Raw genomic sequence first — 18,877 nt, 5'->3', positions numbered from 1 at the left:
CTTCCGGATCGCGCCTAGGCGATCCCGCCATCGAGCTTCGTCACCATGACCAGGGACGGGATCAACATTCGGCCTTTTGCTCCGGCCGTGGCGAAGCTGGCGTTGGCCGGGTAGTTGCAAATTGCGGCAACGCCGCGGGCCAGCGCCCCCCTCTGTCCTGCCGGACATCTCCCCCTCAAGGGGGGAGATTGGATGTCGCGACGGCTTTCGCCAATCGCCGACCTTGCGGGACTGAGCGAGGCGCCGAAACTGCCAATCTCCCCACTCGAGGGGGAGATGTCCGGCAGGACAGAGGGGGGCGCCGTAGGGCGTTAACCTATACAGACATCGGCCGACGCTGCCGTCCGTCCGGGTTATTGAGCAAACCGTCCCAACCCGTAAGGCGCGAGCAGCGGATCGCGCTCGCCATCAAGGATTTCGCGAGCGGCAAACAGGCCGACGGCCGGCGCCAGCGTGATGCCGGAATGCATGACGCTGACATAGACGCCGTCCATGCCCTCGGCGCGGCCGATGATCGGAAAACCGTCGATCGGCGTCGGCCGGTAACCGACCGTGTGGAAATCGAGCGCCAGCCCGTCTCCGCCGCGCAGGCTGGCTTTCAGGACCGCGAACAGTTCGCTGGCGGTGGCTTGCGCATCCATGCCGGGGTCGGCGCCGCCGAAATCGGAACCGGCGATGATACGGCCCTCGGCGGTCTGGCGCATATGCAGCCGCTCGGCCAGCACCAGTCCGTTCAGCAGTTTCTCGTAGGGCCGCGAGTGGACGATCAGGCCAGGTGGCGTCTCGAGCGGCAGATTTATGCCGGCGGTGGCGGCAATGCCCGCCGAGCCGACGCCGGCCGCGATCAACACCTCGTCGGTGGCAAGCAGCCCATGCGATGTGTCGACGCCCGAAATCCTGCCGCCTGTCTGGACAAGCGCCGTCACCGTGCTGGAGATGATCCGCGCGCCGCGTCGTTCGGCATCGGCCAGCAGCGCCTTCGTTGCCGCGACCGGCTCGGCAACGCCCTCTTCGGCGACATGCAAAGCGACGTCCGGGAGTTCGGTGAGATTAGGCTCTATACGGGCCGCGCCGGCGCGGTCGACGCGCTCGATGCCGTAGCCCCAGGCCGAATGCTGCGCGGTATAGGCTTCCATGTCGGCCGCCGATAGATCCCAGCACAGGCCGCCGCACCAGTTGAGCGGCAGGCCGGGCACGTCCCGCGCCAGCCGCGACCATTCGGCCATGGCGCGGGTGCGCAGCCGGAAATAGGGCTCCGGATTGCCCCAGGTGGCATTGATCCAGGCAAAGGAGTTCGGCGTGGCGACCCCACCGGCGGCGCTGTCGGCGGCGATAACCGTCACCTGTGCGCCTGCCCTGGTCAGGTGCCAGGCCATGGAAGCACCGATGATGCCGGCGCCGATGACGATCACTTGTTTCACGGCAGCCATGTTCGCTCCTCAAACTCGCCACCCCCTGAGGGACACTCTTCCAGTGCCACCCCCGCTTGCCAACATCGGCAACGCAAATTATTCGGCTTGACATCAATACGTACGTACGTATTATATCGGTATGGCCAGACAATCACTCCGCGAAAACCTCCTTGACGCCGGGTTCCGGACCATCTGGAATTCCGGCTATACCGCCGCCGGTGTGCGCGACATCGTTGCCGCCGCCGACGCCCGGCCCGGCTCGTTCACCAACCATTTTGCCTCCAAGGAGGAGTTTGCCGGGGAGGTGCTGGACCGCTATTTCGCCTATGTCGGCACGTTGGTCGAGAAAGCCTTGGCGCAGGACGGCACGCCGCCCATCGGCCGGCTGAGGCGCTACGTCGATGTCATCACCTCGAAGCTTGAGGCGCATGATTGGGCACGCGGCTGCATGATAGGCAATCTCAGCCTCGAGACCGCGGTCCACAGCGAGCCGCTGCGCCTGCAACTCGTCGACATCTTCGAACGCTGGCGCCAGCCCTTCGCCGCCTGCATCGCCGAAGGCCAGGCAGCCGGCGACATCTCCAAGACCTTCGAGGCCGAGGACCTTGCCGACTTCCTGCTGTCGTCTTGGCAGGGCGCCATGCTGCGCATGAAGGTTGAACGTAGCCCCGCGCCGCTCGAGCGGTTCAAGAAAATCATCTTCAGCACAGTTTTTGCAAAGGAGCCGACCCCATGAGTTCGAAAGCCAACATTTCTCAAGCTGGCGTCGCTGCACCGAGACGCTCGCAGATCGCCGTGCTCGATTCGACCATGTCCTATGTCGAGACGGGAGCGTCCGGCCCCACCGTTCTGTTCCTGCATGGCAATCCGACCTCATCCCACATCTGGCGCAACATCATCCCGCATGTCGCGCCGCTCGGTCGCTGCATCGCGCCCGACCTGATCGGCTACGGCCAATCCGGCAAGCCCGATATCGATTATCGCTTCTTCGATCACGTCCGCTATCTCGACGCCTTCCTGGACGTGCTCGACATCCAGGAAGTGGTGTTGGTCGCGCAGGACTGGGGCACGGCCCTGGCTTTCCATCTCGCGGCGCGGCGACCGCAACGCGTGCTCGGCCTTGCCTTCATGGAATTCATCCGACCCTTCGAGCGCTGGGAGGATTTTCATCAGCGCCCGCAAGCCCGCGAAATGTTCAAGGCGCTGCGCACGCCGGGTGTCGGCGAGAAGCTGGTCCTGGAAGACAATGTCTTCGTCGAAAAAGTGTTGCCGGCCTCGGTGCTGCGTACACTGAGCGATGAGGAGATGGCCGTCTACCGGGCGCCGTTCCCGACACCGCAATCGCGAAAGCCGGTGTTGCGCCTGCCTCGGGAATTGCCGATCGAGGGCCAGCCCGCCGACGTTGCCGCCATCAGCGAACATGATCATCGCGCACTTCGGCTCTCCACCTATCCGAAACTGCTGTTTGCGGGCGATCCCGGCGCGCTGATTGCGCCGCAGGCCGCACGCGAATTCGCCGCCGGGCTGAAGAACTGCCGGTTCATCAATCTCGGACCCGGTGCGCACTATCTGCAAGAAGACCATGCCGACGCGATAGGCGGCACCATTGCCGGCTGGCTCCCCGAGGTCGTTCAGGCGAGCCGCACGGCCGAATTGGCCTGAAGCAAGCCATGGCTTCCGGCGGCTTCCCTGCCGCCGGACCGGTCGACAGGCCCGGACTGCGCTGCTAGAAGCCCGGCCTGTCACACGGAAATCCCAGAGAATGCCCGAAGCAATAGAAGAAGAAGTGGCGCGCCGCCGCACCTTCGCGATCATCGCGCACCCGGACGCCGGCAAGACCACGCTCACCGAAAAGCTGCTGCTGTTCGGCGGCGCCATCCAGCTTGCCGGCGAGGTCAAGGCCAAGAAGGACAAGATCCAGACGCGGTCGGACTGGATGAAGATCGAGCGTGAGCGCGGCATTTCGGTCGTCACTTCGGTGATGACCTTCGAGTATGAGGACAATGTCTTCAACCTGCTCGACACGCCCGGCCACGAGGATTTCGCAGACGACACCTATCGCACGCTATCGGCGGTCGACTCGGCCGTCATGGTCATCGATGCCGCCAAGGGCATCGAGCCGCGCACGCTGAAGCTTTTCGAAGTCTGCCGGCTACGCGACATCCCGATCATCACCTTCGTCAACAAGATGGATCGCGAAAGCCGCGATCCGTTCGAGATCCTCGATGAGATCGAGCAGAAGCTGGCGCTGGATACGGCGCCGATCACCTGGCCGATCGGCCGGGGCAAGAATTTTTCCGGCACCTACCATCTGGCGCTGAACGCCGTGCGCAGGGGCGACGACGAGAAGGAGCGCACGCCGGTCAACGGTCCCGATTCCAACCGCGTCGCCGGCCTTTTGCCGGAGAACGAGCGCGAGGCCTTCATCGAGGAGCTGGAGCTGGCGCGGGAAGCATGCAGACCCCTTGATATAGAAGCCTTCCGCGAGGGTCACCTGACGCCGGTCTATTTCGGCTCGGCGCTGCGCAATTATGGCGTGCGCGACCTGATCGAGGCGCTCGGCGCTTTTGGACCGCCGCCGCGTGCTCAAGAGGCCGACACCCGCAAGGTCGAGGCGACCGAAGAGAAGATGACGTCCTTCGTCTTCAAGATCCAGGCCAACATGGATCCCAACCACCGCGACCGCATAGCCTTCGTCCGCGTCTGTTCGGGCAAGCTCGAGCGCGGCATGAAGGCCAAGCTGGTACGCACGGGAAAACCGATGTCGCTGTCGGCGCCGCAGTTCTTCTTTGCCCGCACACGCGTCACCGCCGACGAGGCCTTTGCCGGCGACGTCGTCGGCATTCCCAACCACGGCACGCTGCGTATTGGCGATACGCTGACCGAGGGCGAGGAAATCCTGTTCCGCGGCGTTCCGAATTTTGCCCCGGAAATCCTGCGCCGTGTCCGCCTCGGCGACGCGATGAAGGCCAAAAAGCTGAAGGAAGCGCTACACCAGATGGCAGAGGAGGGCGTCGTGCAGCTGTTTTCGCCCGAGGACGGCTCACCGGCCATCGTCGGTGTCGTCGGCGCGCTGCAACTCGACGTCCTGAAGGAACGGCTGAACTTCGAATACACCCTGCCGGTCGAATTCGAGATGTCGCGCTTTTCCGTGTGCCGCTGGATCTCGGCCGACGACAAGGCCGAGGTCCTGCGTTTCATCGAGGCGCATCGCGGCGACATCGCCCGCGACCTCGACAACGACCCGGTGTTCCTCGCCCAGCACGCCTTCTCGCTGAACTACGAAGCGGAGCGCTGGAAGGCGATCGAGTTTGCCACGATCAAGGACTATCAGGTCCGCGACAGAGCGGCGTAAGTCGCGCTTTTTCCTTCTCCCCGTTCACGGGGAGAAGGTGCCCGAAGGGCGGATGAGGGGCGGCGCGACCCTCGACTATCCTCTGGCAGCTTCCTCTATCTTGGCGATGTCGATCTTGCTCATCTGCATCATCGCCGACATTACGCGGCCGGCCTTGGCCCGGTCCGGATCCAGGAGCAGGCGCGGCAGCTGCTCCGGCACAACCTGCCAGGAGACGCCGAATTTATCCTTCAGCCAACTGCATTGCGATGGTTGGCCGCCACCTTCGATGAGCTTGTCCCAGAAGTAATCCACCTCTTCCTGCGTCTTGCAGTCGATCGACTGCGACATCGCTTCGCTGTGCTTGAACTGCGGTCCACCATTGAGCGCCTGGAACTGCACGCCGTCGAGTTCAAACGTGGTCACCAGCACTTTGCCTTCATCGGCGTGGCCTTTGGGCCAGCGCATCACGCTCAGCACCTTCGAATTCTTGAAGATGGAGACGTAGAAATTCATGGCCTCTTCGGCCTGGCCATCGAACCACAGGCAGGTGGTGATCTTTTGCATGTCGTGCTCCTCGTGCTGTTTCGGTCGCTGTTCCTGTGAAACGGCTGACTCCGAACATGGTGCCATCTCCTTGCCGTCTGCCCAAGGACGGACATGCAGCGCGCCATCCGACAGTGCCACGCATTTTTTTGAGAGAATCTGGCGCATTGCAAAATTGTGGCCAGACCATACTTGCGCGTCTATAACGCCTGCGGTCCGAATTCAGCTCCGCCGCGCCAACCCCTGGGCTGCGGCCAGCCACCAAGGAAAAAACATGCCTGCCTATCGTTCCCGCACCACCACCCATGGCCGCAACATGGCCGGCGCTCGCGGCCTCTGGCGCGCCACCGGCATGAAGGACTCGGATTTCGGCAAGCCGATCATTGCGGTGGTCAACTCCTTCACCCAGTTCGTGCCGGGCCATGTTCATCTGAAGGATCTCGGCCAATTGGTCGCGCGCGAGATCGAAAAGGCCGGCGGCGTTGCCAAGGAATTCAACACCATCGCCGTCGATGACGGCATCGCCATGGGCCATGACGGCATGCTCTATTCGCTCCCGTCGCGCGAGCTGATCGCCGATTCCGTCGAATACATGGTCAACGCGCATTGCGCCGACGCCATGGTCTGCATCTCCAATTGCGACAAGATCACGCCCGGCATGCTGATGGCCTCGTTGCGCCTCAACATCCCGACCGTCTTCGTCTCCGGCGGTCCGATGGAAGCCGGCAAGGTGGTGCTCGCCGGCAAGACGCAGGCGCTCGACCTGGTCGATGCCATGGTCGCGGCCGCCGACGACAAGATCTCCGATGAGGACGTCAAGGTCATCGAGCGCTCGGCCTGCCCGACCTGCGGCTCCTGCTCGGGCATGTTCACCGCCAATTCGATGAATTGTTTGACCGAGGCGCTTGGCCTGTCGCTGCCCGGCAACGGCTCGACATTGGCGACGCATGCCGACCGCAAGCGTCTGTTCGTCGAGGCCGGCCACCTGATCGTCGATCTCGCCCAGCGCTATTACGAGCAGGACGACGAAACCGCACTGCCGCGCAACATCGCCTCGAAGGGCGCTTTCGAGAACGCCATGACGCTCGACATCGCCATGGGCGGTTCGACCAACACCGTGTTGCATATCCTGGCTGCGGCGCATGAGGGCGAGATCGATTTCGATCAGGACGACATCGACGCGCTGTCGCGCAAGGTGCCGGTGCTGTGCAAGGTGGCGCCCGCCAAGTCCGACGTCCACATGGAAGACGTCCACCGCGCCGGCGGCATCATGGCCATCCTCGGCCAGCTCGACAATGCCGGCCTGCTCAACCGCGACCTGCCGACGGTGCATACGTCAACCCTGGGCGAAGCGCTCGACCATTGGGATATTTCCCGCACGACCAGCCAGAGCGTGCGCGATTTCTTCCTCGCCGCCCCTGGCGGCGTGCCGACACAGGTCGCCTTCAGCCAGGAGCGCCGCTGGGACGAGCTCGATCTCGACCGCGAGAAAGGCGTTATCCGCTCGACCGAACATCCCTTTTCCAAGGATGGCGGCCTTGCCGTGCTGAAGGGCAATCTGGCGCTCGACGGCTGCATCGTGAAGACGGCGGGCGTCGATGAATCGATCCTGAAATTCACCGGCCCGGCCCGCGTGTTCGAAAGCCAGGATTCCAGCGTCAAGGCGATCCTGTCCAATGAGATCAAGGCCGGCGATGTCGTCGTCATCCGCTATGAAGGACCGCGCGGCGGCCCCGGCATGCAGGAAATGCTCTACCCGACAAGCTATCTGAAGTCGAAGGGCCTCGGCAAGGCCTGCGCTCTGGTCACTGACGGCCGCTTCTCCGGCGGCACCTCGGGCCTGTCGATCGGCCATGCGTCGCCGGAAGCTGCCGAAGGCGGTTTGATCGGACTGGTGCAGGAGGGCGATACGATCGAGATCGACATCCCGAACCGCAGCATCCGCCTGGCTGTCGATGAGGCGGAACTCGTTGCGCGACGGGCGGCGATGGAAGCCAAGGGCGCCATGGCCTGGAAGCCGGAGGAAAAGCGCAAGCGCAAGGTGACGACCGCCTTGCGCGCCTATGCCGCCATGGCCACCAGCGCGGCCAAGGGCGCGGTGAGGTTTGTGCCGGAATAAGGTTCGCGCCCAGGCCCCCTCATCCGGCCGCTACGCGGCCACCTTCTCCCCGCTGGGGAGAAGAGGCTGGCGCCGGCGCTGACGATCTCTTCTCCCCTCGGGGAGAAGGTGGCCCGAAGGGCCGGATGAGGGGGCTGGCTCCAATATCCGGAACACCATCACGGCATCAACTGATACTCATAGAGCTTCTGGTAAAGCCCGCCCTGCTTGAGCAAGGTCTTGTGCGGGCCGCTTTCCACCACCTTGCCGGCTTCGAGCACCACGATTGTGTCGGCCTGGTGCACGGTCGACAGACGGTGCGCGATGACGATCGTCGTGCGGCCTTCCGTCAATTGCTGCAGCGCGTCGCGGAACAGCGCTTCCGATTCGGCGTCGAGCGCACTGGTCGCTTCGTCCAGCAGCAGGATCTCCGCATTGCGCAGCATGGCGCGTGCGATCGAGATCCGTTGGCGCTGGCCGCCCGACAGTAGGCCGCCATTCTCGCCGACATCCGTCTCGTAGCCTTTCGCCTGCGCGCTGATGAAGTCATGCGCGTTGGCCGCCTTGGCGGCGGCGATCACCTCATCGTCGGTCGCACCCTCGCGCCCAAGCCGGATGTTGTGCATGATGGTGCCGGCAAACAGGAACGTATCCTGGCTGACATAGGCGATCTTTTCCCGCAGCGATGCGAGCGTCGCATGGGAAATATCCTGACCGTCGAACAGCACCCTGCCGCTCTGCGGATCATACATGCGCATGATCAGGTTTAGAATCGTCGACTTGCCGCCGCCGGAAGGCCCGACCAGCGCCGTCATCTTGCCGGGCGCAAGCGTCAGATCGAACCTGTCCAGCACCGGCGGCCCTTTCTGATAAGCGAAGTCGACGGCGTCGAACCGGATCTCGCCCGGTCCGGCCAGAAGCGGCTTCGCGTCCGGCTTCTCGACCAGAGTGAGCGGCTGGTCGGCGAGCTCGAACATCATACGCACGCCGACAATGCCGCTTTCCAGCGATATACGCACGCGTGCAAGGCGCTTTGCCGGCTCATAGGCAAACAGGAGTGCCCCGATGAAGGCCATGATGTTTCCCGGCATCTGGCCGCCCTGCAAGACCAGGAAGCCGCTGACGAAGATGGCCCCGGCAATTGCCAGCCCGGCCAGCGTCTCCATCACCGGGCTTGTCGCAGCCTCCAGCGTCGCGATGTTATTGGCCCGGTTCTCGACGTCCGACACGGCCTTGTACATGCGGTTGCGCATCGCGCCTTCGAGGTTGAAGGATTTGACGACGCGCACGCCGATTGCCGTTTCCTGCATCACCTGCACGATCTGGCCGACCGAGCGAAACTCCATCGCGGCGAACTTGCGAACACGTTTCAGGATGCGGTTGACCCCGTAGATAGCCAAGGGGCCGACGACGAAGCAGATTATAGACAAGGCTGGCTGCTGCCAGACCATGACTCCTACCAGGACGACCAGCGACAACAGATCGCGCACATAGGACGTGACAACGAGGTCGAGCACGTTGCGTGCCGCCTGCGCATTGTTGGTCATGCGTGTGATCAGGTCGGACGACGAGGTCGAATGGTAGAATTCGATGCCTTGCGCCAGGATGCGGTCGTAGATCTTGCGCTGGCGGTCGGCGATGATGGCGTTGCCGACACGGCTCATGAAATAGGCCTGAATGAAGTTGGCGAGGCCCTTGAGGATGAAGATCGTGGCGACCCCGCCCGCAATCAGGTTGACCCGGTCAATCCGCTTGAAGACTACGAATTCGTCGGTGATCTCTTTGAGAATCCAGGCGCTGGCGCCGGTCGTGGCGGCCACCACAAGCATCGACAAGATCGCGGCGCCGTAGCCAAACCTGTGCTGATAAAAGGATTCCCGGATCAACCTCGCGACGAGGCGCTGGTTTTCCGTCGAGCGGAAGAAACGAAACAAACGGCGGATCCTTGAAACCGGGACAACGAAGGCGGCTTATAGAGGGAGTTGCGGCCGGATGAAACCATCCGCGGCCGCCGCGGACAAATCGCTGTTGCAAGCGGCATCGACGGGATGCGATTTTCAGCCTCGGCTATATCAGATGATTCTTTTGACGGGATGACGACGGATGGATTTCGACCTTATCGTTCGCGGCGGCACACTGCCTGATGGCAGGGTTGCCGACATCGGCATCAACGGTGAGACGATCGCGGCGATCGAGCCCGTTCTCCAGGGTTCCGCGCGGACGAAGGTCGACGCCCATGGCAATCTGGTCTCGCCGCCCTTCGTCGATCCGCATTTCCACATGGACGCGACGCTCTCCTACGGCATTCCGCGCATCAACGCGTCGGGTACGCTGCTCGAAGGCATTTCGCTGTGGGGCGAGTTGAAGCCGCTTTTGACGCATGAGGCGGTGCGTGATCGCGCGCTGGCCTATTGCGACTGGGCGGTGTCGATGGGCCTGCTCGCCATCCGCACCCATGTCGATGTCTGCGATGACCGCCTGCTGGCGGTCGAGGCGCTGCTCGAGGTCAAGAAGACGGTCGCTCCCTACATCGATCTGCAATTGGTCGCCTTCCCGCAGGACGGGTTTTATCGCTCTCCATCGGCGCGTGAAAACACCATCCGCGCGCTCGACATGGGCGTCGACATCGTCGGCGGCATCCCGCATTTCGAGCGCACCATGGCCGACGGCACGCGCTCGGTAACGGAGCTGTGCGAGATCGCGGCCAGCCGCGGCCTGATGGTCGACCTGCATTGCGACGAGACCGATGATCCGCTGTCGCGCCATATCGAGCAGTTGGCCTATGAAACGCAGCGTCTTGGTCTGCAGGGCAAGGTCGCCGGTTCGCACCTCACCTCGATGCATTCGATGGACAATTACTACGTCTCGAAGCTGCTGCCGCTGATCGCCGAGGCCGGCGTCTCGGTCATTCCCAATCCGCTGATCAACATCATGCTGCAGGGCCGCCACGACACCTTCCCGAAGCGCCGCGGCCTTACCCGGGTCAAGGAGATGCTGGCGCTCGGCATTCGCGTCGGTTGGGGCCAGGATTGCGTGCTCGATCCCTGGTATTCGCTGGGCACCGCCGACATGCTCGATGTCGCCTTCATGGGTCTGCACGTCGCTCAGATGTCGAGCCCGGCAGAGATGGCGCGCTGCTTCGACATGGTCACCAACGTCAATGCCGCGATCATGGGCCTCGATCATCTCGGCCTGGCGGTCGGCAAGCGCGCCAGCCTGGTCGTCCTCGATGCCGGCAATCCGGTCGAAGCCCTGCGGCTGCGCGCCGAGCGCCTGTGCGTCATCGCCAGGGGCAAGGTGGTGGCGGAGCGGACGAAGCAGGAAACCAGGCTGTCCATCGGCGGAAGGCCGGGAATGGTGAACCGGCGGCACATATCCAGCTAGATACAGCCGATTCCCGGCGCTGGTCTTACCCATTGCCCGAATTCTCCTCGTCAAGGCAGCCACTTCCGTCTACGACGCGGCTACCAGGGAGGAATCGGGATCGGCATGACGCAGCCCGTGGCGCAGAATTCGACGATCAGGAATGTGCTTTTGGCCGGCATTCTGCTGATGCTGGCCGGCGATTTCCTGTTTGCGCTGAACGACGCCATGGGCAAATGGCTGGTCGCCAGCTTCTCCGTCGGCCAGGTGGTGCTGATCCGCTCCATCGGCGCCTTCTTCGTGCTCGGCCCGATGATCGCCAACCAGGGCCCGGCCAAGCTGTTTCGCATGGAACGCCTGGAGCTGCAGCTGCTGCGGGTGGTGATGACCACGCTCGACACCGCGCTCTTCTATGCCGCCGTGGTCTATCTGCCGCTGGCCGATGTGATGAGTTTCTACATGGCGGGGCCGATCTACGTCGCGGCACTCTCGCACCTCTTGCTTGGCGAAAAGGTCGGCTGGCGCCGCTGGATGGCGATCCTGCTCGGCTTCTGCGGTGTGCTGATCATGCTGAAACCGTCCTCGGCGGCGTTCTCGCTGTCATCAGGCTTTGCGCTGGTGGGCAGTATCTCCTTCGCCTTCGCCATCATCCTCAACCGCCGCCTGCGTGGCACCAGCGACACCAATCTGGTGACATGGCAGACCATCGGCACACTGCTGGTCGGCGGCGTGCTGAGCATCGGCGCCTGGCAGACGCCGTCGGCGCTCGATCTCGGCGCCATGCTGCTGCTCGGCATCGTCTCCTGCGGCGCCCATCTGATGATCACCAGGGCGCTCAAGCTGGCGCCGGCCTCAACGCTGGCGCCGCTGCATTACACGCTGCTGCTGTGGGCGGTGGTGTTCGGACTGGTGTTCTTCGGCGACGTTCCCGGTCCGCGCATCCTGATCGGCTCGGGCATTGTCGTTCTCGCCGGCCTGTTCATCTTCCACCGCCAGAAAGTGGTCGAGACCACGGTGCCGCCCGAAAACGTGCCGAAGGGCGTGAATTAGTCCAGGCTCACCCCCGGCGGATCGCCGCCAGATGCCGTGAAAACTCGGACGTCTCCATCAGCGCCTTGCAGCGCGCGAACCGCCCGTCGGCATAGGCGCGAAAATCATCGACCGGGTTGTTGTTGGCGAGCTGGATCAGCCCCCACAGCGTCCACAACAGGTCGCACATCGCCTTGTAGATGACGATGCGGCCGCGCTCCGCCGGCCTCGCCTCGCCGCCGAAATAGGCGCGCATCATCTCTTCGTCTTGCGCCAGATCGAATTTACCTTCCACGGAGAGGTCGCCAAGGTCCCAGAGCGGGTCGTTCATGCCCGAATATTCCCAGTCGACGATCCACATCCGCTCGCCGGTGTCGAGGAAGTTTTCGCACAGCGGATCGCAATGACAGGCGACGAGAGGCAGCGGATGGGCGGCCAGCGCCGACCGCACGCTCTCGGCGTCGCGCACCACGTCATGATAGCCGGCGGGCAAGGCGATCTCCTTGGTGGACAGCACCTTGAGATAGTCGTCGATCATCGCAAACAGCTCGAAGCGGAAGGGAAACACCGCGCCTGAATTGTGCAGCTTGCGAAAGGCCTCGCCGGCGCGGGCTGGACTGCCCGGCCGAACCTTGAATTTCTCCTCCGACATGGTTTCGGCGCCGGCGATGTAGCGTGTCACCATCAACCCGGTGCCGGCATCGACATGCAGCACCTCGGGACTGACCCCTGCTTTTGCCGCTTCGCGTGCGGCCACCGCTTCGTTGGCCCGGTTGATGTATTCCTCGGTGCCCTTGCCAGGAATGCGCAGGCAGAAGTCGCCGGCCTTGAAGACGAGATTGGTGAGGCCGCCCAGCCGTTCCAGCGGCCCGCTGTAGCCGGCCAGCATGGGAATGGCGTCCAGTGCCGCACGCGCCTCGTCTGTAATCATGCCTGCGCCCCCACACACTGTTATTTGTCGCGGCAACGGTTCCACAATTTTCGCGCTTTGGCTATCATCACTGCGAGATCAAAAATTGGCGGACTGGATCAAAGTGGCGGACAGCAAACATCAGGGCGCGCTTGGCGCGGCCTACGCGGCAAAGCGGCCCGAAGAGGTCGCCGCACTTTATGATCGTTGGTCGCAGACCTACGACGCCGACATGTCGGCCGCCGGCTATCGCCATCCGACGATCTGCCTTGCGCTGCTGACCCGCCATCTGCCGCGCGGTTCAGCACCGCTGCTCGATGCCGGGGCCGGCACCGGTCTCATCGGCGAATGGCTTGATATTGCCGGTTACCCGCAAGTCGAGGCACTCGATATTTCACAAGGCATGCTGGATCAGGCGGCCCGCAAGGGTGTCTATTCCGCGCTCCATTGCCTGGCGCTGGGCGGTCATCTGCCCTTTGCCGATGATGCCTATGCCGGAGTGATCTCGGCCGGCGTCTTCACATCAGGTCATGTCGGCGTCGAGGGGCTGGACGAACTGATCCGCATATGCCGGCCGGGCGGCATCATCGTGCTGACGGTCAAGAACTCGCTGTGGGATCAGGGCTTCGCCACGCGCGTCGCTGAGCTCGAGGCGCAGGGCCTCGTCACCCGCGTCGAGGAAACGCGCCCTTATGTCTCGATGCCCGGCGAAGCCGACACCGTGCCCAGCCGCGGCCTCGCACTGCGCGTGACCTGACCTACGCTTTGACCCTCGCGCCTGCCGGGTCGTACATCGGCTCGAGGTGGATCTTGGCCGGCGTCCTCTCCATCGCAACCACCAGTTCGTAGTCGCCCGAGGCGAGAAAATCGTCGCTGACCCCGTCGGCGTTGCGCACGTAGCCGTAGCCGATGGTCTTGCCCAGCGTATAGCCATAACCGCCGCTGGTGAGATAACCGACAGGCTCGCCATTGCGCAGGATGGTTTCGCGGCCGAGCAGCACGATCTCGGGGTCGTCGACCGTGAAGCCGGCAAAGCGTTTCTTCATTGCCGTGCCGCTGGTCTTCTCCAGCGCGCGCCGTCCGATGAAATCCGTGTTCTTGCGCAGCTTGACCGCCCAGCCGAGCCCGGCTTCCTGCGGCGTGTCGTTGGGCGTGATGTCGGAGCCCCAGGCACGATAGCCCTTTTCCAGCCGCAGCGATTCCAGTGCCCGATAGCCGATCGGGCGGATGTCGTGCTTTTTGCCTGCCGCCATCAGCGCGTCGAAGACTTCGCCGGTGGCCGCGATCGGCACGTGCAGTTCCCAGCCCAGCTCGCCGACATAGGTGACGCGCAGCGCCCGAATTGTGTGGCCGGCGATGGCAATCTCACGCACATGGCCGAATGGGAAGCTCACGTTTGAGACGTCGGCTTCGGTCACGGCCGAAAGCACGTCGCGCGCCCGAGGACCCATCAGCGACAGCGTGCCGAAATCCTCGGTGACATCGACAAGCCTGGCATCGAGCCCTTCGCCGATATGATCGCCGATCCACGAGGAATCATGCGTGCGGAAGCCTGTGCCGGTGACGATGTAGAACTTCTCTTCGGCCAGCCGCGCCACCGTCAGATCGGCCTCGATGCCACCGCGTGTGTTGAGAAGCTGCGTGTAGGTCAGCCGGCCGACCGGCTTGCTGACGTCGTTGGCGCAGACCCAGTCCAGCGCCTTCAGCGCATCGGGCCCGCTCAGCTCGTATTTGGCGAAGGAGGATTGATCGAAGATGCCGACTTTTTCGCGCACATGCCGGTGTTCGTCGCCGACCGCCACAAACCAGTTCTGCCGGCCCATCGAATAGATGTCCTGCGGCTCGACGCCTTCGGGCGCGAACCAGTTAGGCCGTTCCCAGCCGAGCTTCGAGCCGAACACGGCATTTTGCTGTTTCAGCCTGTCGTAGAGCGGCGAGACGATGCGCGGCCTCCCGCTGGCATACTCCTCATGCGGAAAGCCGATCGTATAGTGTTTGCCATAGGCCTCCAGCGTGCGGTCGCAGACCCACTGACGGTCACGGTGCAAATTAGCAAAGCGCCTGATGTCGACCACCCACAGGTCGAGCGGTGCTTCGCCATCGACCACCCACTGCGCCAGCACCCAGCCGGCGCCGCCGCCCGAGGCGATGCCGAAGGCGTTGAAGCCGGCGCCGACAAACATGTTGGCGCATTCGGGCGCTGTGCCGAGAATGAAATTGCCGTCCGGCGTAAAACTCTCCGGCCCGTTGATCATCTGCTTGACGCCGACGGTTTCCAGTGCCGGCACGCGCGCGATCGCTTGGCTCATGTGCTGCTCGAAATGGTCGTAATCATCGTCGAACAGCCTGAATTCCCAATCATTGGGGACGTCGCCGCCGGGGAGACCAGTAGCCCAGGCCTGCGGGTTCGGCTCATAGCCGCCCATCACCAGCCCGCCGACCTCTTCCTTGAAATAGGTGCGCCGGTCCGGGTCGCGGATGGTCGGCGCGTCGGTCGCCAGTCCGTCGATCTTCTCGGTGATGATGTACTGGTGCTTCACCGGCTGCAGCGGCACGTTGATGCCGGCCATGGCGCCGACCTGCCGCGCCCACTGGCCGGCGCAGTTGACCACCTTGTCACAAGCAATGTCGCCCTTGTTGGTCTTCACCGCCGTGATGCGGCCGTCCTTCATTTCGAAGCCGATGACGCGGACATCCTCGAACAGTTTGGCGCCATGCATGCGCGCGCCCTTGGCCAGCGACTGCGTGATGTCGGAGGGGCTCGCCTGGCCATCGGTCGGCAGCCAGGAGGCGCCGACAAGATCGCCGGTTTCCATGAGCGGCCACATTGCCTTGACTTCCGCCGGCGACAGCAATTGCATGTCCATGCCGAAGCTTTTCGCCGTCGTCGCCAGCCTTTTGTACTCGGTCCAGCGGTCGGCATTGGTGGCGAGCCTGAGGCAGCCGGTCATCTTCCAGCCGGTGGCAAGGCCGGTCTCGGCCTCGAGGCCCTTGTAGAGGTCGACGGAGTATTTCAGCACGCGGGTGATCGAAGCCGACGAGCGCAACTGGCCGACAAGGCCGGCGGCATGCCAGGTCGAGCCCGAGGTCAGCTTGCCTTGTTCGAGCAGAACGACATCGGCTTTGTGGTCGCGCGCCAGATGATAAGCCGTCGAACAGCCGATGATGCCACCGCCGATGACGACGATGGCGGCCTGGGTCGGCAATGTCATGATTTCTGCATCCCGTACTTCGTTCTGTAGTTTTCCAGCGCCGTGTCGAGCCGGGCGAGGTTTTCCTCGGTGTAGGCGACGTAGTCGATACCGGGCGCGTCGAGATAGAGCTCGGACACCATGCTCCACATCGCCTCGCGCAGCAGCGAGGCGCATTGCATGGCCGCGTGCGAACGGCGGATCGCTTCGTCCGGTTCTTTCATGAAATAGGCGGTCAGAAAGGCGAAGGATTCCTCGTCGCTCATGCCGGCGTTGGAGGCGGCGCCTGCGAGGTCGAACATCGCCGTGTTGAAGCCGGCATATTCGAAGTCGATCAGCCACAGCCTGTTGCCGTCGTCGAGAATGTTGGCCGGCAACAGATCATTGTGGCCAAAGACGATCGGCAGCAGTTTCTGCGCGCGCTCCAGTTCGTCGGCCAGCGTCAGCAGGCGCGGCAGGTCGCTGCGCTTGCGGCTGCCGCCTTCTTCAAGCGTGCGCCCATAGTCGCGAATGACATGGAACACCCAGAACATGAAACCGGCGCCGGAGACGTGAGTGGGCATCTCCCGGTGAAAGGCGCGCATCAGGGCTGCGACGCGGCCAAGATTGGCGCGTACGTCCTCGGCGAGATAGGTCTTGGCGCCGAGAAACTCTGTGACCATGATGCCCGGTTCGGCATGGCGGACGGCCGGCGCGAAACCGGCGGCATGCGCCGCCCGCGCCGTCATCACCTCGCGCTCGCGAAAGACATGGTGGAACGGATAGTCCTTGCCGAAGCGCACGACGTGTCGTCCCGCCGCGTCCGTGACCACATAATTCGCGTTGCTCAGACCGCCGGGCAGCGGTGCGATCTCGATGCCACCTGTCCAGCAGGGCAGGGCGCGGATGCGATCTTCGGCGGTCACGGAATCATCCCTGGTTTGCTGGGCTTCGACAAGGCGCCGTGAACAGCGCAACGACGGCGGGGAGAAACGTAAATAATCTCGTCGGTGCGGGACGCCAGGATCGGTATCCCGCACCGCACCGACGAGCCCCTTGGCCAGGTTTTTGAGCCCGGCATCCGCCCCCGCGGATCTGAAAATTCCTTGTACAGGCACGTTCCAAACGGCCTGACCACTGAGTTGCGTCTCTGCCCCCAGTCGCAGATCTGAAGCCTGTTGATGTCTTTGATTTCACGCCAGGGTTTCCCGCTTGTCAATAAAAAGCTGTGACTTTTTTTGGGTATTTTGCCTGAAAGCATAAGGTAGTTCCTTTAAAAGCAATTGAATTACCTTAGAATCGGTCAAGAGCATCAGTTCGGGAAACCAGATGGCCCAGTCCAAACGACACGGCGAGATCCTGCGGCTCCTGCAGGAAGAGGGCACCGTCACCATCGCCAGTCTGGCCGACCGGCTGGGCGTGTCGCTCGAGACGGTGCGCCGCGACGTCAAGCCGCTGACCGGTGATGGCTCTGTCCTCAAGATGCATGGCGCCATCGGCCTGCCGTCAATGATCGGCGAAGCGCCGTTCGAGCGGCGCATGCGTGAGAACGCCGACGTCAAGCGGGTCATTGCCCGCATGGTCGCCGCCACCATCCGCGACGGGGAATCCATCATGCTCGACACCGGAACGACGACCTCGTTCCTTGCGCGTGAACTGCTCGGCCACCGGCGCCTGACGGTCGTCACCAATTCCTCGGACATCGCCCGCACGCTGGCCACCGTCAACGGCAACAAGGTCTATATGGCCGGCGGCGAGCTGCGCAGCGATTCCGGCGCTGCTTTCGGCGCCTCGGCGATCGATTTTGTCAGTCGCTTCTCGGTCAGTCACGCCATCATTTCCACCGGGGGGGTCGACGCGGTGATGGGCGTCATGGATTTTGATCTGGATGAGGCCGAGTTCGCCCGCATGGTGCTGTCGCGCGGCCAGCGGTCCCTCGTCATCACCGATCACTCGAAATTCGGCCGTCTTGGTCTGGTCCAGGTCTGCGGCTTCGACAGCTTTTCCGAACTCGCCACCGACCGCTCGCCGCCGCACGACCTGGCCGCCGCCCTTGCGCAGGCCGGCGCCCGGCTCAGCATCGCCGGCGCGGAAGCCGGCTTCTAGCCGAAGACCAGCGATTGGTGGGCGCAGACGCCCGCAAAGGTGCCACCCGATACTGCAAAGGCGATGTTGTGCATCGAACGTGCCGCGTCGCCGGCGGCGTAGACGCCGGGCACGGTCGTCTGCTGCCTGTCGTCGACTGATATCACCGTGCCGAGGAGGCTTTCGGTGAAGCCGCAGCCGAGCTGTTCGGCCAGCGGGCTGGCCATGATATTGCGCGGAGCGGTGAACATCGCCCTGACGCCGGCCTTTCTGCCGTCGTCGAGGTGGACGATCAATCCGCCGGAGCCGTCTTCCTCTAGCTCGGCAACGTTGGTGGGCTCAAACCGCACCTTTCGGCTCTCCAGCGCGCGCATCTGCTCTGTGTCAGGTTCGAACAGGCCATTGCCGAACAGCGTGACATCGCCCCAATCGGTGATCAGCTGTGCCTGATGCATGGACATCGGACCGGTTGCGAGCACGCCGAGCGGCCCGCCGGAAACTTCGTAGCCGTGGCAATAGGGGCAGTGCAGCACGCTCTTTCCCCAGAGCTCGGCAAGCCCGGCAACCTCCGGCAGGATATCGCGCACCCCAGTGGCCAGTACCAGCCGTGCCGCGCCGAATGTCTCGCCACCCTCGGTGGTGATTTCGAAATCGCTGCTGCCAGCGGCTAGGGCCTTGTCGGCGCGCCCGTCGACAACCCTGGCTGCCGGATAGGCCAGTAGTTGGCGCCTTGCGTCATCCAGGATTGCGCCGGGCGCGCGCCCGTCATGTCCGAGGAAGCCGTGCGAATGCTCGGCAAAACGGTTGCGCGGCCGGCCGGCGTCGATCACCAGCACCTTGCGTCCTGCCCGCGCCACCTGGATGGCGGCGGACAGGCCGGCAAAGCTGCCGCCGACGACGGCAAGATCATACTGCATGGCTGGAGACTCC

At 63.6% G+C, this 18,877-nt stretch carries 15 protein-coding genes; 8 read left to right on the top strand and 7 right to left on the bottom strand.

The window, feature by feature from the left end; genetic code table 11:
• Positions 1–353: 353 nt before the first annotated feature.
• A complete protein-coding gene (locus tag EN932_RS10025) occupies positions 354–1,430 on the bottom strand; it encodes an FAD-binding oxidoreductase (protein ID WP_127368375.1) in 1,077 nt (358 codons plus the stop codon).
• Positions 1,431–1,551: 121 nt separating this feature from the next.
• Here EN932_RS10025 and EN932_RS10020 point away from each other — a divergent pair, with 121 nt between their 5' ends.
• The 3 genes from EN932_RS10020 to EN932_RS10010 all read left to right on the top strand — a co-directional run bounded on the left by EN932_RS10020 (position 1,552) and on the right by EN932_RS10010 (position 4,767).
• Positions 1,552–2,148, top strand: a complete 597-nt coding sequence (locus tag EN932_RS10020) for a TetR/AcrR family transcriptional regulator (RefSeq protein ID WP_127368374.1) — start codon at positions 1,552–1,554, stop codon at positions 2,146–2,148.
• Positions 2,145–3,074 carry a haloalkane dehalogenase gene (locus EN932_RS10015; RefSeq protein ID WP_127368373.1) on the top strand — a complete coding sequence of 310 codons (930 nt, stop codon included), beginning with the start codon at positions 2,145–2,147 and terminating at the stop codon, positions 3,072–3,074. The genes EN932_RS10020 and EN932_RS10015 overlap by 4 nt, the downstream gene beginning before the upstream one ends.
• Before the next feature lie 100 nt (positions 3,075–3,174).
• Entirely contained in the window at positions 3,175–4,767 is a 1,593-nt protein-coding gene (locus EN932_RS10010; RefSeq protein WP_063171116.1) for a peptide chain release factor 3, read from the top strand.
• Positions 4,768–4,842: 75 nt separating this feature from the next.
• On the opposite strand, the gene EN932_RS10005 is transcribed toward EN932_RS10010, so the two are convergent.
• Positions 4,843–5,313 carry a VOC family protein gene (locus EN932_RS10005; protein ID WP_027163762.1) on the bottom strand — a complete coding sequence of 157 codons (471 nt, stop codon included), beginning with the start codon at positions 5,311–5,313 and terminating at the stop codon, positions 4,843–4,845.
• Positions 5,314–5,566: 253 nt separating this feature from the next.
• Here EN932_RS10005 and ilvD point away from each other — a divergent pair, with 253 nt between their 5' ends.
• Entirely contained in the window at positions 5,567–7,411 is a 1,845-nt protein-coding gene (gene ilvD, locus EN932_RS10000) for a dihydroxy-acid dehydratase (RefSeq protein ID WP_063171117.1), read from the top strand.
• Between the two features lie 158 nt (positions 7,412–7,569).
• Here the strand turns inward: ilvD and EN932_RS09995 are convergent, their stop codons facing one another.
• On the bottom strand, positions 7,570–9,324 hold the full coding sequence (locus tag EN932_RS09995) for an ABC transporter ATP-binding protein (RefSeq protein ID WP_027161839.1): 1,755 nt from the start codon (positions 9,322–9,324) through the stop codon (positions 7,570–7,572).
• A 169-nt stretch (positions 9,325–9,493) separates the two neighbouring features.
• Here EN932_RS09995 and EN932_RS09990 point away from each other — a divergent pair, with 169 nt between their 5' ends.
• Together EN932_RS09990 and EN932_RS09985 are read left to right on the top strand one after the other, a co-directional pair.
• Complete coding sequence (locus EN932_RS09990; protein ID WP_127368372.1) at positions 9,494–10,774, top strand: amidohydrolase family protein; 1,281 nt, start codon at positions 9,494–9,496, stop codon at positions 10,772–10,774.
• Positions 10,775–10,879: 105 nt separating this feature from the next.
• A complete protein-coding gene (locus tag EN932_RS09985; protein ID WP_013528034.1) occupies positions 10,880–11,803 on the top strand; it encodes a DMT family transporter in 924 nt (307 codons plus the stop codon).
• A gap of 7 nt (positions 11,804–11,810) precedes the next feature.
• On the opposite strand, the gene EN932_RS09980 is transcribed toward EN932_RS09985, so the two are convergent.
• Complete coding sequence (locus EN932_RS09980) at positions 11,811–12,713, bottom strand: phosphotransferase family protein (protein WP_027161837.1); 903 nt, start codon at positions 12,711–12,713, stop codon at positions 11,811–11,813.
• Between the two features lie 103 nt (positions 12,714–12,816).
• On the opposite strand from EN932_RS09980, the gene EN932_RS09975 reads away from it, so the two are divergent.
• A complete protein-coding gene (locus EN932_RS09975) occupies positions 12,817–13,449 on the top strand; it encodes a class I SAM-dependent methyltransferase (protein ID WP_164753586.1) in 633 nt (210 codons plus the stop codon).
• 1 nt (position 13,450) lies between these two features.
• Here EN932_RS09975 and EN932_RS09970 read toward each other — a convergent pair whose 3' ends face one another.
• Both EN932_RS09970 and EN932_RS09965 read right to left on the bottom strand, forming a co-directional pair.
• Complete coding sequence (locus tag EN932_RS09970; RefSeq protein ID WP_024503363.1) at positions 13,451–15,904, bottom strand: FAD-dependent oxidoreductase; 2,454 nt, start codon at positions 15,902–15,904, stop codon at positions 13,451–13,453.
• A complete protein-coding gene (locus tag EN932_RS09965; RefSeq protein WP_127368763.1) occupies positions 15,901–16,788 on the bottom strand; it encodes a phosphotransferase family protein in 888 nt (295 codons plus the stop codon). Before EN932_RS09965 ends, EN932_RS09970 begins: the two co-directional genes overlap by 4 nt.
• Positions 16,789–17,191: 403 nt before the next feature.
• Here EN932_RS09965 and EN932_RS09960 point away from each other — a divergent pair, with 403 nt between their 5' ends.
• On the top strand, positions 17,192–17,968 hold the full coding sequence (locus tag EN932_RS09960; RefSeq protein ID WP_127368764.1) for a DeoR/GlpR family DNA-binding transcription regulator: 777 nt from the start codon (positions 17,192–17,194) through the stop codon (positions 17,966–17,968).
• Here the strand turns inward: EN932_RS09960 and EN932_RS09955 are convergent.
• Positions 17,965–18,864 (bottom strand): NAD(P)/FAD-dependent oxidoreductase, encoded by a 900-nt coding sequence (locus EN932_RS09955; protein WP_127368765.1) that lies wholly within the window; start codon positions 18,862–18,864, stop codon positions 17,965–17,967. The genes EN932_RS09960 and EN932_RS09955 overlap by 4 nt on opposite strands.
• Between the last annotated feature and the right edge of the window lie 13 nt (positions 18,865–18,877).

The organism is Mesorhizobium sp. M7A.F.Ca.US.002.01.1.1, assembly GCF_004022955.1.
GTDB lineage: Bacteria > Pseudomonadota > Alphaproteobacteria > Rhizobiales > Rhizobiaceae > Mesorhizobium > Mesorhizobium ciceri.
Note: the sequence above shows the minus strand (reverse complement) of the source record. Positions and strands in the feature narration are given on the sequence as shown.

What these genes read in the sequence shown, in the direction of transcription:
- EN932_RS09990 (WP_127368372.1), top strand. Translation starts at nt 9,494, where the DNA reads ATGGATTTCGACCTTATCGTTCGCGGCGGCACACTGCCTGATGGCAGG.
- EN932_RS09970 (WP_024503363.1), bottom strand. Translation starts at nt 15,904, where the DNA reads ATGACATTGCCGACCCAGGCCGCCATCGTCGTCATCGGCGGTGGCATC.
- EN932_RS10005 (WP_027163762.1), bottom strand. Translation starts at nt 5,313, where the DNA reads ATGCAAAAGATCACCACCTGCCTGTGGTTCGATGGCCAGGCCGAAGAG.
- EN932_RS09985 (WP_013528034.1), top strand. Translation starts at nt 10,880, where the DNA reads ATGACGCAGCCCGTGGCGCAGAATTCGACGATCAGGAATGTGCTTTTG.
- EN932_RS10025 (WP_127368375.1), bottom strand. Translation starts at nt 1,430, where the DNA reads ATGGCTGCCGTGAAACAAGTGATCGTCATCGGCGCCGGCATCATCGGT.
- ilvD (WP_063171117.1), top strand. Translation starts at nt 5,567, where the DNA reads ATGCCTGCCTATCGTTCCCGCACCACCACCCATGGCCGCAACATGGCC.
- EN932_RS09960 (WP_127368764.1), top strand. Translation starts at nt 17,192, where the DNA reads ATGGCCCAGTCCAAACGACACGGCGAGATCCTGCGGCTCCTGCAGGAA.
- EN932_RS09980 (WP_027161837.1), bottom strand. Translation starts at nt 12,713, where the DNA reads ATGATTACAGACGAGGCGCGTGCGGCACTGGACGCCATTCCCATGCTG.
- EN932_RS10015 (WP_127368373.1), top strand. Translation starts at nt 2,145, where the DNA reads ATGAGTTCGAAAGCCAACATTTCTCAAGCTGGCGTCGCTGCACCGAGA.
- EN932_RS10020 (WP_127368374.1), top strand. Translation starts at nt 1,552, where the DNA reads ATGGCCAGACAATCACTCCGCGAAAACCTCCTTGACGCCGGGTTCCGG.
- EN932_RS10010 (WP_063171116.1), top strand. Translation starts at nt 3,175, where the DNA reads ATGCCCGAAGCAATAGAAGAAGAAGTGGCGCGCCGCCGCACCTTCGCG.
- EN932_RS09955 (WP_127368765.1), bottom strand. Translation starts at nt 18,864, where the DNA reads ATGCAGTATGATCTTGCCGTCGTCGGCGGCAGCTTTGCCGGCCTGTCC.